Genomic DNA, 16,767 nt, shown 5'->3' with positions numbered 1-16,767 from the left:
AACCGCGCTCGGCCGCGACTAGCGCCTGTCATCCGGCATCCGTCGCCGGCCACCATCAGCCAATCACATCTTATTCACCGGCTTTCCGCCAGGAGAGCCGCGCCGTTTGCGCACGTCCCTAACTCAGGGGCGCAGGCGGCAATCAAAACCACGAGCAGTCAACGGGAGGGATTCAAATGTCACTGCTATTCAACAAACTCAGCATCGCAGCCGCCATGGCGATCGGTATCAACGGCGCAGCCTTCGCCGCAAGCGAAGAACTCATCGCCGCCGCCAAGAAAGAAGGCGTGATCGCTGTCTATGCCGCAACCGATCTGTCGCAGGCCCAGGCTTTGCTCGATGCCTTCACCAAGAAATATCCGGGCATTCGCATCGACTACAACGATATCGGCACCAACGGCGTCTACAACCGCATCATTTCCGAAGCCGCGGCCAGCCAGGTCGGTGGAGATCTCGTCTGGACATCGGCGATGGACCAGACCGTCAAGCTCGCAGCCGATGGCTATCTCGCGTCCTATGCCTCGACGGAAATCGGTTCGCTCCCAAGCTGGGCTGTTTACGACAAGACGGTCTATGCCACCACGCTCGAGCCGATCGGCATGATCTACAACAAGCTCGCCTTGAAGGAAGAGGACGTTCCGCGCACTCGCGCGGCCCTCATCGAATTCCTCGGCAAGGCGGATGTCGCCGGCAAGGTCGCCACCTTCGATCCGGAAAAGTCCGGCGTCGGCTTCATGATCCAGACGAATGACTCCAAGCAGCGCAGCGATTATTGGGATCTGGTCACAGCCTTCGGCACGGCCAAGGGCAAGACCTATTCCTCGACCGGCTCCATGCGCGAAACGGTTGTTTCGGGCGAGAACGTCATCGCCTTCAACCTGATCGGTTCCTATGCACTCGATTGGGTCAAAAGCGCCTCCAATCTCGGCGTCGCCTTCGGCCAGGATTATACGCCGGCCTTCTCGCGCGTCGCCGCCGTCATCAAGAATGCGCCGCACCCCAATGCCTCGCAGCTCTTCCTCGATTTCATGCTGTCTCAGGAAGGCCAGAACGCCATTGCCTCGAAGGGCATGCCGTCGCTGCGCACCGATGTCGACCAGGGATACAATCTCAACACCATCAACGCGCTGGTCGGCGGCAACCTCAAGCCCATCGCACTTGACGACTCGCGTCTCGAGTTCATGGACCCGGCAAAACGCCTCGACTTCCTCAAGAAGTGGCGCGGATCTGTGAAGAGCTGACACGGCATCAAATCATCCAGAGCAATCCCAGTGGAAGTGCGCAGCGGTTTTGCTGGAATTGCGAGAAAACAAAGAGATAGAGCATTTCCGCCATTCGAAACGGGCGGAAATGCTCGCAAACAGCAACCATCGAGAAGGAGGAGCGCCGATGTCGGCACCGTCGACGCCAGTATCGACCCTGTCTCACGCCGGGCAACCAGCGGCTCATGCGAGCCCAACATTCAAACCGATCCCGCAACCGGCCAACGCCCTCGGCTTCAGGCGCATCGTCATCGGTCTGCTGGCCGTCATCGTACTGGCACCGATCGCGCTCATCATCTATCAGAGCCTGCTCGATGGGCCGTTCTTCGCGCCGAAGAGCAAGCTCTCCATCGAAGCCTATCGCTATATCCTGACCGATGAAATGTTCTATGACGCGCTCTGGAACACGGTCATCATGGCAGTCGGCATGGTGGCGATCGCGGTGCCGCTCGGCGCCGCCCTCGCCTTCCTTCTCACCAGAACGGACGTCAAGTTCCGCAAGGCGCTCGAAGTCGTCGTTCTCGTACCGATGTTCATCTCGGCCATCGTGCTTGCCTTCGGCTACACGGTCGCCGTCGGCCCGGCCGGCTTCCTTACCATGCTGTCGCGTGATCTCTTCGGGGTCGCACCTTGGAACCTCTATTCCCTGACCGGGATCGTCATCGTCACGGGGCTTGCCCACGTGCCGCATGTCTATCTCTACGTCTCCGCCGCCATGCGCAATCTGCCCTCCGATCTGGAAGAGGCGGCGCGGTCGATGGGATCGCCGATCTGGCGGGTCTGTCTGGATGTGACGCTACCCATGGTCCTGCCGGCGCTGGTTTTCGCCACCGCGCTCAACCTGCTGATCGGCTTCGAGATGTTCGGTGTCCCCTATGTGCTCGGCGATCCGAGCGGCATCATCGTTCTCACAACTTATGTCTACAAGCTGACGACGCTGTTCGGCGTCCCGACCTATCAGCTGATGGCCGTCGTCGTCGTCCTGCTCGTGCTGCTGACGCTGCCGCTCGTCTGGTATCAGCGCCGCCTGTTGCGCCACAGCCGCCGCTATGCTGCCCTCGGCGGCAAGGGACCACGGACGACGGTGATGCGGCTCGGGCCGACCGGTCAGATCATCTCTCTTTCCTTCATCGGCTTCTGGCTGTTCGTGTCGGTGCTGCTGCCGATCGGCGGCATCGTCCTTCGCGCTTTCGTCGATGCCTGGGGCCAGGGCGTCAATCCGCTCGCGCATCTGACGGTCGCGCATTTCGCCACGCTCCTGGAAGTACCGACGCTCTTTCGCGGCATCATCAACACGGTCATCCTTTCCGTGGTGGGGGGTGCGGCCGCGGTCGCGATCTATCTCCTGATCGGTCTTGCCGGGCACCGCCACCGGGGGCTCTCAAACACCGTGCTCGACTACATGGTACTGCTACCGCGCGCCATGCCGAGCCTCATCATCGGTCTCGCCTTCTTCTGGCTGTTCCTGTTCGTGCCCTTCCTCATTCCGCTCAGAACGACGCTGATCAGCCTGTTCGCCGCCTATGTGATCGTCGGCCTTTCCTACGGCCTCCGCCTGCTGCAGGGCACGCTCATCCAGGTCAGCCCCGAGCTCGAGGAGGCCGCGCGCACCACGGGCGCGACCATTGGCCGGAGCTGGCGCGACATCGTCATCCCGATCATCCGGCCGGGCCTGGTGGGCGCCTGGGCTCTGATCATGATCGTGTTCCTGCGCGATTACGCCACCGGCATCTATCTGATGAGCGCCGGCACCGAGGTCATCGGTTCCCTCATGATGGCGCAACTCCAGTCCGGCGCCATGGATACGATCGCAGCCCTCGCCTTTGTCAGCATCCTTCTTACCGGCAGCGGCCTTGCCCTCGCCCTTCGTCTCGGAGCCAAGATCCATGACTGATCTCATCGTTCAAAACGTCCATAAATATCTCGGCGGCCTGCACATCCTCCAGGGCGCTTCCTTTACCGCCAATCGCGGCTCGATCGTTTCGCTGCTCGGGGCTTCGGGCAGCGGCAAGACGACCCTGCTGCGCTGCATCGCCGGCCTCGAACAGCCCGAGGTCGGGCAGATCAAGATCAGCGGTTCTGTGGTCTTCGACGGCGACAAGCGCCTTACGGTCGCGCCGGAAAACCGCAATATTGGGCTGGTCTTCCAGTCCTATGCGCTGTGGCCGCACCGCTCCGTCGCCGAAAATGTCGCCTATGGCCTGAAGCTGCGCGGCGTGAACAAGGCGGATGCGGAAAAGCGCGTTCTCGACACGCTCGGCAAGATCGGTCTCGGCCACCTCGCCGAGCGCTATCCGGACCAGCTTTCGGGCGGACAGCAGCAGCGCGTCGCCATCTGCCGCGCCCTTGTCTACGAGCCGAAGATCCTGCTCATGGACGAGCCGCTGTCCAATCTGGATGCGAAGCTGCGCGAAGAGGCCCGCTACTGGATCCGCAAGCTCGTTCTCGATCTCGGAATTTGCGGCGTTCTCGTCACCCATGACCAGGCCGAAGCGCTCGCAGCATCAGACAATATCCTGCTGCTGCGCAACGGCAAGGTCGCGCAGGAAGGCCCGCCGCAGGACATCTATTCGAAGCCGACAAGCTTCTACGTTGCCGACTTCCTTGGGGCGAACAATGTAGCCTCCGGACGCGTCAAACGCGATGGCGCCACGGCCAGCATCCATGGTAGCAACTGGCAGCTCGACGGCGTGATGATGGGAGACGGGCCGGAAAGCGATGGCAAGGCCGTCATCCGTGTCGAGCAGGTCGCCGTTTTCGACCAGCCAGGACCGGGTCGTATTGAGATGCAGCTGGAGGCATGCCTGTTCCTCGGCGATCGCTGGGAATACCGCCTGTCCTACGGCGAATTCAAGGCCAAGGCCTTCGGCCCCAAACTGATGGCGGCGGGCACGGTCTGGACCGAGATACCGCGGGAGAGCGTTTGGCTCTACCCGGAAGCGGCCTGAAGCAATAGGAGAGCGGTTCGGAGATTCCATGAAGAACCGGACCGCTCCGGAAAGGGAGGAACTGTGCGTCTGCAACTCATGAGGATCGGGCCAGGCGAGCGCCATGCGCATTCTGCTCGTTGAAGATACGCAGGATGTCGGCGAGGCCATCTGCCGGCGCTTCCAGGCGACCGGCCACACTGTCGACTGGCAGACGGATGGCGGTGTCGCGGCCGAGATCCTTGCCTTCACCGACTACGATCTCGTCATCCTCGATGTGATGCTGCCCGGTCTTAACGGCTTCGAAATCCTCAAAGGGCTGCGGCGCGCCCGGGTGACGACGCCCGTCCTGATGCTGACGGCACGCTCCGAGGTCGACGATCGTGTCGGCGCCCTCGACCTAGGCGCCGACGACTATCTCGTCAAGCCCTTCGACTTTCGCGAGCTTGAAGCCCGCGCCCGGGTGCTGCTACGTAGGCGCAGTGGGGACGCCACCAACTTCGTCACCTGCGGCGACATCGTGCTCGATCGTGCCAGCCGCTCGGTGAAGGTCGGCAAGCGCGAGGTGCAATTGAAGCGCAGGGAGATGACGCTACTGGAAATCTTTGCTTCCCGGCCGGGGCGCGTCTTCAGCAAGCAGGAGCTGCTCGACCAGCTCTACGGCTTCGACGAGGCCGTCAGCGCCAACGCCATCGAACTCTATGTCGGGCGGCTGCGCAAGAAGCTGGAAGGGGCAAAGGCGCGCATCGTGACGCTTCACGGCATCGGCTATCAGCTGGTCTCCGATGACGCTTGAACGCTCACTTTTTGCCCGCCTGGCGGTCGTCATGTCGGTTCTTCTGACGGCTGGCGCCGGAATACTGATAACCGCGAGCTGGTATTCCGCACGCACCGCGGCCGATGATGCCTATGATCGGGTTCTGGTCGGCGCAGCATTGCAGATCGCCGATGGTCTGGCGGTTCAGGAAGGCGCACTGATCGTCGATCTGAGGGCGTCGGCATTCGAAATGCTGGGGCTGGCCGACCGCGACCGCATCTTCTATCGCATCCTCGACCCCTCCGGGAAGACACTCACCGGTCACCGCGATCTGGAAACCGATGTCGACCTCGCCACCGTTCGCCGCGAGCCGGTCCTGAGCTCCGGCCTCTACAAGGGTGAAGCAGTGCGCATCGCGGTCGTCGGGCGAGCCCTCTCCGACCCCGCGGCCTCGGGCTGGGCACATGTTATCCTCGCCCAGACCGTCGAAGCGCGCCGGGGACTGACGCATGAACTGACGCTCGGCGCCGCGATCACCATCGTCATCATGTGCTTCCTGGCGCTGGTAGTGATGATCCTTTCCATCCGCCAGGCGCTGCGACCGGTCAACCAGCTGGGCGGAGCTCTTCGCCGCCGCGATCCCCAGGATCTCACGCCTCTTTCCGTATCCGTGCCGCGTGAGCTTCGCCCCTTCGTCGGCTCCATCAACCATTTCATGGGTCGCCTCAACGAACGCGTCGTGCTGCTGCAGCGTTTCATCGCGGATGCAGCACACCAGATACGGACACCGCTGACGGCGCTGACAGCCCAGCTCGACCTCTTGAACAATGACAAGCTGGACGAGGCGGACAGGCAGCATCTTGGACGCGTCCAGCAGCGCGCCGACGAGCTGGCGAGATTGACCAATCAGCTTCTGAGCCATGCCATGGTCATCCACCGCGCCGAATCCGTGCAGCTCGAACCCGTCGATCTCAATGAAATCGCCAGGCGTGCCTTCCGCGTGGCCGTGCCGATCACGGTCGACCCCGATATCGTCGTCTCCTTCGAAGAGGCCGATGTCGAGCTTGCCGTTCTCGGCGATCCGGTCAGCCTGCGGGAAGCGATCGTCAACGTTATCGACAATGCGCTTCGCCACGGAACCCTTTCCAGGCTGGAGGTGCGGGTGCGCGATGCAGGCCCCCTTGCCCATGTCGAAGTGGAGGATGACGGCCCTGGCATTCCCTCCGAAGAGTGGCCGCATGTCACCCAGCGCTTTCAGACATCGAAAGCCGGCGAAGGAAGCGCCGGACTTGGCTTTGCCATCGCCTCGGAGGTCGCGGCCGCGCATGGCGGTGCGCTGCAGTTTCGGGCCAAGGGCGAGGATGCCCACGGCTTCACCGTCATTCTTGGTCTTCCGCGCATTCACAGGGAGGGAAAATGAAACCGCGGCTTCTCATCGCCTCCTGGCTGTGCCTCACCATCCTCGCCATTACACCGACCCTGGCAATCGCCGTTGAAGGCACGTCAAAGCTCTTCCCGGCCATCAGTGGCGAGACGGCTCGCCTGTCGATCCATGGTGCTGCCGATCTCCAGGCCATGGAGCCATTGATCCGGGATTTTCAGGAGATGGCGCCGGATATTACGATCGACTATTCCGACTACGTCACGAATGAGCTGCACCGGAAGGCGAGCGTCGCTTGCGATGAGAACACGTCGCTTGGCGATCTGTGGCTTTCCTCCTCGCTCGATCAGCTCGTCAGCCTGGCCAATAATGGCTGTGCCTCGGCCTATAGTTCATCGGAAACCGCCCAGGTGCCCAAATGGGCCAATTGGCGCAACGAGGTCTTCGGCTTCACCTTCGAGCCGGCGGTCTTCGTCTACAACGCGCGCTACGTACCAGCGAGCGATGTCCCGCGCACCCGCGCCGAGCTTGCCGATCTGCTGCGGCGCAGGCTCGACTACTACGAGGGGCGAGTGGGTACCTTCGACATCAGGACATCAGGTGTCGGCTATCTCCTCGCCTTCAGCGATGCCCGTCAGGCAACCGCGACCTATGGCCGTCTTCTCGAAAGCATGAGCCGCGCCGACGTGAAGGTCAGCTGTTGCACCGGGACGATCCTGCAGGAGATCGCCAGCGGAAGAATCTACCTCGCCTACAACATGATCGGCTCCTATTCCTACGCCGCTGCTCAGGCCAATCCCGATCTGAAGGTCGTCGTTCCACGTGACTACACGCTGATCCTGAGCCGTGGCGTGCTGATACCGAAAACAGCACGGCGGCCGGATCTTGCCCGGCGCTTTCTCGATTATCTCCTCTCCAAACGCGGCCAGGACCTGGCACGGCGCAAGGCCTTTTTCTTTGCCGAGAAAGGCAATATTCCCGAAGGGGTCGACGGTCCGTCGACCCTCGGCGAACTGAGCTTCGTTCAGCCGATCCGCATCGGTCCCGCATTGCTTGCCGCACAGGATGAGGCGCAACGGCGTCGCTTCATAGACGACTGGAGCCACTCGATGCTGAGCCAGCCTGCATCCTCGCCCTGAGCAACAGCGCTTGCACTACCGCTGTAGCCCGACGAAACATTAGACTTCGAAGATGCACTCCTGACGCTCATTCGAGGTTGCCATCGCGCATGTTCTATTTTGCGACAGCGTCAGACGATCGCGCAATTCTGAAGCTAACTTAATGTATGAATTACATTATTAGCTTTAAATTTTTGAGTTGATGCGAATCTTCTACTATGCTCTTAGTTGAGTGGGCGGGCGATCCATCGGCTGGAAACAGCTGGTGAAGTTGGGGGAGAGCGATGCGCCATATCAGGAATTCAGGTCCGAAATCCGCTGTCATTTCTCTGAAAGCAGCGCTTGTGTTGGGAACAAGCCTTGTCTCACCCGAGATAGCTCAGGCGGCATGCAACAGCTTCGCGCCGGCGAACGGCCAGACGGCAACCTGCGACGCGACGTCTCCCAATCCTGTCACCACAGGCGTCTACGGGACAGCAGGAAGTTCCGGCGTCACCATCGATATTCTCGGGGGTGCGATCGTCAATATCGTCCGCGCACCGACCGCCAATGCCGGCGCTCGCGTCGTCGATTCCAGCACCATCGTCAATTCCGGCGCCATCTCCCTTACCGGTTCCGGCAGCAGCGGTCTCAATCGCGGCGCCGGGCTCGTCGGCACCGGCAGCAACAACAGCCTCACCAATAACGGCTCGATCAGTACGACAGGCCAGTACAATGACGGCATGGCCGCCGACGGCAGCGGCAATACTTTGACCAACAACGGCTCGATCACGACGACGGGACCAAATGCCTATGGCATGACCGCGAGCTGGGGCCAGAGCGGTGGTGGCTCGCCAAACAACACCATCATCAACAACGGCACCGTCTCGACCGCCGGCAGCAATGCGCGTGCGGTATCGATCCTCGGCGCAAACGGCTCGGTCACCAATACGGGCACCCTGACGACGAGCGGCAACAGTTCGCCGACCGTCTACATTCAGGGCGGCAACGGCACTCTGATCAACAGCGGCACGATCCATGCGAGCGGCGGCGCGGCCTCGGGCGGCCTGCCGTCGGACGGCGTCTTCTCCAATACGCTCGGCTCGACCTTCAATGCGACGATCGTCAATCTTGCCGGCGGCCAGATCATCAGCGACCAGGGTCCCGCCATCCGCACGCTCAACGGCCAGACCTCCATCACCAATGCTGGGCTGCTGAACGGCGGCAATGGTTTCGCCATCAGCGGCGGCAACGGCAATATCTCCCTCACCCTGCAAACCGGTTCGAAAATGATCGGGACGGCCAATGGCGGCGGCGGCAGCAACATGGTCACGCTGCAGGGCGAAGGCCTGATCGACAATGCATTCACCAATTTCCAGACGCTCTACATGACCGGGACGGATTGGATATGGGCCGGTACCGGCGACTTCCACGACAGCTTCATAGAGAACGGCACGTTTCAGCTTCAGAGCGACCTGACGGGCAATGTGACGGTGTCTTCCGGCGCCAGCCTGCTTGCCGGCGGCGGCTTCAATCCTTCGATCACCCCCTATCCAGGCGGCTCGGCCGTAACGCTCACCAATTCAGGCGTGATCGATCTGACCAATGGCGGCTCCCAAACCATGAACAGCCTCACCGTTGTCGGCAATTATGTCGGCTCGGGCGGCTCTCTGCTTCTCGATACAGTGCTCGGTGGCGATGGCTCCGCTTCCGACAAGCTGGTGATCGATGGCGGGGCGGCATCGGGCTCGACGGCCATTACCGTCAACAATTTCGGCGGCGGCGGCGCAGCCACCATGCTCGACGGCATCAATGTCGTCGAAGCCACCAACGGCGCCACCGCCAGCAGCAACGCCTTCTATCTGAATGGCCGGGCCGCCGCAGGCGCTTATGAATATTACCTTTTCAAGGGTGGCGTCAGCGCCGGGACGAGCAACAACTGGTATCTGCGCTCGGCCTATGTCGCACCGGTCCCGACGCCTGATGACCCGGATCCGGAAGGCCCCATTCTGATTCCGACGACGAATGGAACCTCCGGAATCCAGCCGCCGCTGGTGACCCCAGGCGATCCGGCGCCGACACCGCCCAATTCGGGCGCAACGCCGATCTCTCCCGAAATCATGAACATCGGCGGCGTCGACGTGGAAGTCATCCCGTTGATCCGGCCGGAAGTCGCGACCTATACGGCCATCCCGCCGGCGGCACAGGTCGCGACGCTCGCCACGCTTGGAACGTTTCATGAGCGCCGCGGCGAGCAAAGCGTGGTGACGTCGGGCAATATTGCTTCGGCCGTCTGGGGAAGAGGTTTTGGAGAACATGTCGATCAAGGCTGGTCCGGCTCGGTATCGCCGTCGATCGACGGTTCGCTCTGGGGCCTGCAGACCGGTATCGACATCCTCCGCCACGAGAGCGACAGCGGGCATCGCGACATTGCGGGCCTGTTCTTCGGCTATGCCGATCTCAGAGCCGATGTCACCGGCCAGGCGGTCGGCTGGAACAATGTCAAAACCGGCAGGATCAACCTCGATGCGACCAGCGTCGGCGCCTATTGGACCCATATCGGCCCCACGGGCTGGTATCTCGATGGCGTGCTGATGGGGACCTGGTATGGCGGCAACGCCAACTCGATCGGCGGCACGGGGATCGATATCGACGGCAGCGGCTTCACCGCTTCGCTCGAAGGCGGCTACCCGATCGCGCTCGGCGGCAACTGGTCGCTCGAACCGCAGGCGCAGCTGATCTGGCAGGATATATCGCTCGACGACAAGCGCGATGCCTATTCAGCGGTTGCCTTCGGTTCGGATACCAGCTGGACCGGACGGGTCGGCGCCCGCCTGCAGGGCAATTTCCAAACATCTGCCGGTCTGCTTCAACCCTATCTGAAGACCGACATCTGGCACAATTTCGACAGTACGGACACCGTTCGCTTCGATTCAGATGCGATGAATACTTCGATGAAGGGCACCTCGATGGAAGTCGGCGGCGGCGTGGTCTATGCCGTCAACACAACCTTCAGCGTCTTTGCGACGGCGGACTACCGGTTCGATGTCAGCGGCGAACATCAGCGTACGTTCCATAGCAATGTCGGACTGCGAATGAAGTGGTAAGGACGACCGGCGACGACTGAGCTTCTCCGGCCGCCGCGCAATACCGGACGAATATGATCGCGCCGGCAAGGGAGACGGCGCACTTTCGTCAGAAGCTGACGCAAACCCACCATCAATGCCTCAGCTGGCCGGCCGGCGACTTTCTCAAGCCCATCTTGCTGCCGACCCCATTAATGCGTGGGGGCCGGCTCTGCTTCTGTTTCCGGCGCATCTTTCTTGTGATGATCGGCTGCGAGCAGCATATAGACTGCGGGCACGACGAAGAGCGTGAACAGCGTTCCGATGGCAAGACCGGTGGCGATCACAAGGCCCATGTTGAAGCGAGCGGCGGCACCGGCGCCGGTCGCCAGGATCAGCGGCACGACGCCGAGAACCATGGCGCCCGTCGTCATCAGGATCGGCCGCAAGCGGATGCCGCAGGCCCCCTCGATCGCTTCGCGCTTGGTTTTTCCCTCCGCCTGCAGCGTGTTTGCCACCTCGACGATCAGGATGCCGTGCTTGCTGATCAGCCCCATCAGCGTCACCAGGCCGACCTGGGTATAGATGTTCATCGTCGCGCCGCCGATGCCAAGGCTGATGAAGGCGAGCGCGCCTGCGATCGACATCGGCACGGAGACGAGGATGATGAACGGGTCGCGGAAGCTGTTGAACTGCGCAGAGAGTGCCAGGAACACGATGATCAGGGCGAGGGCAAAAGTGGTCGCCATGCCGCTCGATTCCTGCACGTACTGGCGCGACTGCCCGCCATAGTCGACCGAGTAGCCCTGCGGCAGCGTCCGCGCCGCAATCGACTTCAGCGTATTCAGCGCATCGCCGACGGCGACGCCCGGTGCCGGCACGCCGGAGATCGTGGCCGAGTTCAATTGCTGGAAGTGCGCAACCGAGCGCGGGGTGGCCTGGAGTTTCGCAGTGGCGATCGCCGAAAGCGGGATCTTGTTGCCGTTCACGTTTGCGATCGGATAGTTCATGATCTGATCGATGGTCTGGCGCGACCGCTGTTCGACCTGCGGGATGACCTGATACGAGCGGTTGTCGATACTGAAATAGTTGACATAGCCGCCGCCCAGCATGGAGGCGAGCGCCGAACCGACATTGTTCATGGACAGTCCGAGAGCCGAGGCCTTGCTGCGGTCGATCTGGATCGAATATTGCGGATTATCGACGTAAAGATCCTTCGTCAGGAAGATGAATTCGCCGGACTTCTGCGCTTCCTGCAGGAAGGCGGTGGAGACCTCGTTGAGCTGTTCGAAACCGCTGGTGCTGCCGATGGCGAACTGCACCGGCAGGCCGCTGGCGCCGGGCAGCGGCGGTATCTGGAAGACCACGGACTGTCCACCGGCGATCTTCGCCAGATCGGCCTGCACCAGTGGCTGCAGCTGATCGGCCGTTCTCGTGCGCTGATCCCAGGGCTTCAGCACCATGCCCTCGAAGGACGTGCCCGGCACCTCGACCTGCAGGGTCTTGTCGGTTTCGGGGAAACTGCGGAAGATTTTGGTGACCTGGTCGGAATTGAGCAGCTTCTGCTGAAGCGTTGCATTGGGAGGGTTCGTCACCTGTGCGGCCAGGAAGCCCTGGTCCTCATTGGGAGCCAACTCGGTCTTGGCGCTGGTATAGAGGAAATAGATGCTGCCAAGTACGATTACGGCAAAGACCAATGCCACCGGCACAGTGTTCAGGCTGCCGTGCAGCATGCGCACATAGGGCCGATGGATCTCCGAAAAGCGGCGGTCGATGAAATCGGAGATACGCTCTTCCCAGCCGCTGCGATCGGTCAGGTGCGGCTTCAGGATGCGGGAGCACATCATCGGCGTCAGCGTCAACGCAATGATCATGGACACGGTAACGGCGCCGACCAGCGTGAAGGCGAATTCCGTAAACAATGCGCCCGTCAAGCCGCCCTGGAAACCGATCGGCACATAGACGGCGATCAGTACCACCGTCATGGCCAGGATCGGTCCGACCAGCTCATGCGCGGCATCCAGCGCCGCCCTCATGGGCGTCGATCCCTCTTCGATGTGACGGTTGACGTTCTCCACCACGATGATGGCATCGTCGACGACGAGGCCGATCGCCAGAACCAGCGCAAGCAGCGTCAGAAGATTGATCGAGAAGCCGAAGATCAACATCATCGCGAAAGTGCCGACCAGCGATAGCGGTATGGCGACGACGGGAATGGCGACCGATCGCGGCGAACCGAGAAAGGCGAAGACCACGAAAATGACGATCACGAGAGCTTCGACCAGGCTCTTCACAACCTCATCGATCGAGGTGGTAACGAAGGTGCTGGAATCATAGACGATGTAGCCTTCGAGCCCCTGCGGCAATTGCTGCTGGATGCTTGGAAAGACCGCGCGCACGCCGGCGATCACGTCGAGCAGGTTGGCCGTCGGGGCGATCTGGATACCCATGAACACGCCGTCCTGCCCATCGAAGCCGATCTGGACGTCGGGATTTTGAGATCCAAGGGCAACGGTCGCGACATCCTTCAGCCGCACGATCGTGCTGCCGATCTGCTTGACCACCATCTCCTTGAATTCATCAGCCGAATGCAGGTCGGTCTGCGCGGTCAGCACCGTCTGCGTCATCTGGCCGCGCGTTGTGCCGATGCCGGAAATGTAGTTGTTGGCTCCGAGCGCGGTCCAGACATCGCCGGCCGACAGACCATAGGCAGCAAGCTTGTCCGGCTGCAGCCAGGCTCTCAAGGCAAAGGTTCGCGCGCCGAGGATTTCGGCCGTCTGAACGCCGTTGACCGCCTGCAATTTGGGCTGGACGACGCGGGTCAGATAGTCCGTGATCTGGTTGCTGGCCAGAACGTCGCTTCGGAAGCCGATATACATGGCGTCGATCGACTGACCGATGGAAACCGTCATGATCGGCTGCTGCGTGCCCGTGGGCAGCTGGTTGAGAACGGAGGATACCTTGGCGTTGATTTCGGTCATCGCCGCGTCGGCGCTGTAGTTGAGCCGAAGATTGACGGTGATCGTCGACGTGCCGCTGGTGCTCGTCGAGGTCATGTAATCGATGCCGTTGGCCTGCGCGATGGCGTTTTCGAGCGGCGTCGTGATGAAGCCTGCGATGACGTCGGGCGCCGCACCGGGATAGGTGGTCGTCACCGTGACGACGGCATTCTGGGTCTGCGGATACTGGCGCACGGTGAGCGAACGGAACGACTGGTAGCCGATCACGATAATCAACGCGCTGACCACGAGAGCGAGAACGGGGCGCTTGATGAAGATATCGGTGATATTCATCGCTACACCTCAGTTGGGATTTGCCGGGTTCGCATGGGGATCGTTCGACGGCTGCACCTCGTTGTTGATGATGACAGGCGAGCCGTTGTTGAGTTTCAGCTGACCGGAGGTCACCACCACTTCGCCTGCGTTCAACCCTTTGGTCACCGAAATCTGGTCGCCACGGGCCTGCCCCGTGCTGACGAACTTCTGATTGGCGACGAGTTGCGGCTTTCCATCAGCGCCATTGCCCTTGTCGGTCACCACATAGACGACATTGCCGTAAGGATTGATGGTGACGGCGGTCTGAGGCAGGGAGATATATTCCTTCGGCTCCCCGACCACCACCGTTATGTTGCCGAACATGCCGGGCAGCAGCTTGCGGTCGGCATTGGCGAAGGTTGCCCGGATGGTGATGTTACGGCTCTGGGTATCGACGAGCGGGCTGATCGCCGTGATCTTGCCGTCGAAAGTCTGGTTGCCGTAGGCATCGACCGTTGCCGTTACCGCCTGTCCGACCTTCAGCTGTGACAGAGCCTGCTGCGGCATCGAAAAATCGAATTGGATCGGGTCAAGCGATTGCAGGGTCACGACGGCGGTTCCCGCGGACAGATACTGGCCGAGGCTGACCAGCCTGATGCCGAGGTGGCCATCGAAAGGCGCGCGGATCGAATATTGATCGATCAACGCCTGCTGCGACGCGACCTGCGCCTGCGCCGCCTTCCATGTCGCCAGATCGCTATCGACCTGGCTTTGCGCGATGGTGTTCGCCTTGATCAGCCTGGAGTCGCGATCATAAGCGATTTGAGCATTGGCCATCGTCGCCTTGTATTGATCCAACGTCGCGATCTGCTGATCGGCAAGCAGCTGCACGATAAGATCGCCCTTCTTGACGTCCTGGCCATCCTCGAAACCGATCTTCTGGACGATGCCCTGGACCTGCGCCGAGAGATTGGCACCTTCGACGGCATTGAAGCTGCCGATCGATTGCAGCGTCGTCTGCCACGGGCTCATCGCCGCGGTAATTGTCGAGATGGTCTGCGGTGGCGACTTGAGATTAGCCAGATAGGCCGCAATCATGCGGTTCTTGAATGCCTGGAAGCCGAAGATCCCGCCAAGGATCAGGCCGATGATGATCAGCATGATTATCATGCGTTTTATCATGAGTGGTAACTCTACTCTTCGGAAACAGGTCGGGAGGAATTCTGGTGGTGTCGGCGCGACAGGATTTCACGGCAATCCTCTCGGAAACCTGCCGGCACCGAAGCAGTCGCAAACACATGCCTGCCTGCGGCCGATTCTCTGCATGGAAAGCGACGATTATGGGAACTGGCAGGTTCGATCAGCCAAATTCCTCGGCGAAGACGTTCGCCACGCAGTCGTGCACGTCGCACGCTAAAGACGGCGCTGATCTTGCAATGATTCCAGCTGGCGGCGTTCCGTGTGGCCATCCTCTGTAAACCTCACCAGTCAAACGCCATTGGCCTGCCTCTGCATTCGATCAAGGATAAGTTGTTATTATCCGATCCACAACAGCCGATTTCATGTGCCTAAATCCATATTTAATGGAGTCTTGAATAAAAGCAATCATAGCCCCGCACACGACAGCCATCCCAAAGCGCCATGGCATCGGCGACCCTGGGATGGGATGCAGCTGGGCAAGCCGCTTCAGCCCTCAGCCACGCCGGGCCGCCTCGATCGCCGCCACATCGATCTTCTTCATGGTCATCATCGCGTCGAAAGCGCGCTTTGCCTGATCGCCGCCCTCGCGAAGCGCCTCCATCAGAATACGCGGCGTGATCTGCCAGGAGACGCCCCATTTGTCCTTGCACCAGCCGCATTCGCTCTCCTGGCCGCCATTGCCGACAATGGCGTTCCAATAGCGATCTGTCTCTTCCTGATCCTCGGTATGGATCTGAAATGAAAAGGCTTCGTTGTGCTTGAACACCGGGCCGCCATTCAGGCCGACGCAGGCGACACTCGCGACCGTGAACTCGACGACCAGCACATCGCCCTGCTTGCCCTCCGGATAGTTTCCCGGTGCGCGGATGACGGCGCCCATGACGCTGTCTGGAAAAGTCTCGACATAGAAATTGGCGGCGGCCTCTGCATCCTTGTCGTACCATAAGCAAATCGTGTTCTTTGCCATTACTCTGGTCCTCCTGCTCTCCATTCCCGTTTCTTTGAAATAGGCACAGAACCGCATTTCTCCACCCTCATCAACGCCATTTCGGCTGGGCAATGACCGGCTTCCTGTCGTAGCCTCGACATCCAACGGGCCGTTGAAGGATTCAGACATGTCGACCTGCCGCCCGCTCGTTTCGTAAAGCATTCAAATATGGAAGACGAAATCATATGAGGAACGTCGGATCGCAGATCGAAACACCAAGACTGCTGCTCCGCCCTTCGCTTCTGTCCGATACCGCCGCCCTGTTCGAATTTCTGGGCGACAAGGAAGCCATGAGGCACACCCATGTGGACGCGACACCTGCCGCCTGCCGTCGCCGGATTGCCGTTCACGAATGGCGGCGTCGACGCGACGGATATGCTCCCTGGACGGTGATCAGAAAGGATGATGCAGAAATCATCGGCTGGGGCGGCCTATACGACGATCCGTTTGAACCAGGCTGGGGCTGCGAAATCGGATACTTTTTCCATCGGGATGCCTGGGGACGTGGATATGCATCGGAATTGGTCACGGCGGCATTGCATCAGGCAGACAGGGAGCTGCGGATTCGAGAGGTCCGCGCCTTTGCCCACCTTGAAAATGCAGCCTCAAGGAAAGTCTTGGAGACAGCAGGCTTCAGAATGGTTCGCTTCGTTCCAGAGATGAACCGCCTGCTCCTTTCCAGACCCAGACGCGAGGATAATATCGCCGATTGAAGCCGTTGAAAGGCGCATCTTCTATCGGGACCGCGCAGGCACGATTTGCGAATGCCCGGCGGCTCCATACTCAGATCAGCGAATTTAATGGAACTCCAACGACCCGGACGCCCCGGCCGGGCG

At 60.9% G+C, this 16,767-nt stretch carries 12 protein-coding genes; 9 read left to right on the top strand and 3 right to left on the bottom strand.

Features of this window, described 5'->3' with window-relative positions:
- Positions 1–176: 176 nt before the first annotated feature.
- The 7 genes from GA0061103_RS27895 to GA0061103_RS27865 all read left to right on the top strand — a co-directional run bounded on the left by GA0061103_RS27895 (position 177) and on the right by GA0061103_RS27865 (position 10,531).
- Positions 177–1,241 (top strand): ABC transporter substrate-binding protein, encoded by a 1,065-nt coding sequence (locus GA0061103_RS27895; RefSeq protein ID WP_092716933.1) that lies wholly within the window; start codon positions 177–179, stop codon positions 1,239–1,241.
- A 148-nt stretch (positions 1,242–1,389) separates the two neighbouring features.
- Positions 1,390–3,156 carry an ABC transporter permease gene (locus GA0061103_RS27890; protein WP_208603576.1) on the top strand — a complete coding sequence of 589 codons (1,767 nt, stop codon included), beginning with the start codon at positions 1,390–1,392 and terminating at the stop codon, positions 3,154–3,156.
- Positions 3,149–4,210 carry an ABC transporter ATP-binding protein gene (locus GA0061103_RS27885; RefSeq protein WP_092716929.1) on the top strand — a complete coding sequence of 354 codons (1,062 nt, stop codon included), beginning with the start codon at positions 3,149–3,151 and terminating at the stop codon, positions 4,208–4,210. The genes GA0061103_RS27890 and GA0061103_RS27885 overlap by 8 nt, the downstream gene beginning before the upstream one ends.
- 103 nt (positions 4,211–4,313) lie before the next feature.
- Entirely contained in the window at positions 4,314–4,985 is a 672-nt protein-coding gene (locus tag GA0061103_RS27880) for a response regulator transcription factor (RefSeq protein ID WP_092716928.1), read from the top strand.
- Positions 4,975–6,366, top strand: a complete 1,392-nt coding sequence (locus GA0061103_RS27875; protein ID WP_092716926.1) for a sensor histidine kinase — start codon at positions 4,975–4,977, stop codon at positions 6,364–6,366. Before GA0061103_RS27880 ends, GA0061103_RS27875 begins: the two co-directional genes overlap by 11 nt.
- Complete coding sequence (locus tag GA0061103_RS27870; RefSeq protein ID WP_092716924.1) at positions 6,363–7,466, top strand: ABC transporter substrate-binding protein; 1,104 nt, start codon at positions 6,363–6,365, stop codon at positions 7,464–7,466. Before GA0061103_RS27875 ends, GA0061103_RS27870 begins: the two co-directional genes overlap by 4 nt.
- Before the next feature lie 263 nt (positions 7,467–7,729).
- Positions 7,730–10,531, top strand: a complete 2,802-nt coding sequence (locus tag GA0061103_RS27865; protein WP_092716922.1) for an autotransporter family protein — start codon at positions 7,730–7,732, stop codon at positions 10,529–10,531.
- Between the two features lie 170 nt (positions 10,532–10,701).
- Here GA0061103_RS27865 and GA0061103_RS27860 read toward each other — a convergent pair whose 3' ends face one another.
- Positions 10,702–13,782, bottom strand: a complete 3,081-nt coding sequence (locus GA0061103_RS27860) for an efflux RND transporter permease subunit (protein WP_092716920.1) — start codon at positions 13,780–13,782, stop codon at positions 10,702–10,704.
- Between the two features lie 9 nt (positions 13,783–13,791).
- Positions 13,792–14,913 carry an efflux RND transporter periplasmic adaptor subunit gene (locus GA0061103_RS27855; RefSeq protein WP_245304886.1) on the bottom strand — a complete coding sequence of 374 codons (1,122 nt, stop codon included), beginning with the start codon at positions 14,911–14,913 and terminating at the stop codon, positions 13,792–13,794.
- On the opposite strand from GA0061103_RS27855, the gene GA0061103_RS35160 reads away from it, so the two are divergent.
- The gene (locus GA0061103_RS35160; protein WP_167376656.1) at positions 14,891–15,160 is read left to right on the top strand and encodes a hypothetical protein; all 270 of its coding nucleotides are present in this window, start codon (positions 14,891–14,893) and stop codon (positions 15,158–15,160) included. The genes GA0061103_RS27855 and GA0061103_RS35160 overlap by 23 nt on opposite strands.
- A 276-nt stretch (positions 15,161–15,436) precedes the next feature.
- Here the strand turns inward: GA0061103_RS35160 and GA0061103_RS27850 are convergent, their stop codons facing one another.
- Positions 15,437–15,910: a VOC family protein gene (locus tag GA0061103_RS27850; RefSeq protein ID WP_092716916.1), complete on the bottom strand. Its 474-nt coding sequence runs from the start codon at positions 15,908–15,910 to the stop codon at positions 15,437–15,439.
- Between the two features lie 206 nt (positions 15,911–16,116).
- Here GA0061103_RS27850 and GA0061103_RS27845 point away from each other — a divergent pair, with 206 nt between their 5' ends.
- Complete coding sequence (locus GA0061103_RS27845) at positions 16,117–16,644, top strand: GNAT family N-acetyltransferase (protein WP_092716914.1); 528 nt, start codon at positions 16,117–16,119, stop codon at positions 16,642–16,644.
- Positions 16,645–16,767: the final 123 nt, after the last annotated feature.

Source organism: Martinezella multihospitum, from assembly GCF_900094585.1.
In the GTDB taxonomy this organism is placed as follows: domain Bacteria; phylum Pseudomonadota; class Alphaproteobacteria; order Rhizobiales; family Rhizobiaceae; genus Rhizobium; species Rhizobium multihospitium.
The sequence above is the reverse complement of the archived record's forward strand: the minus strand, read 5'-3'. Positions and strand labels throughout refer to the sequence as shown.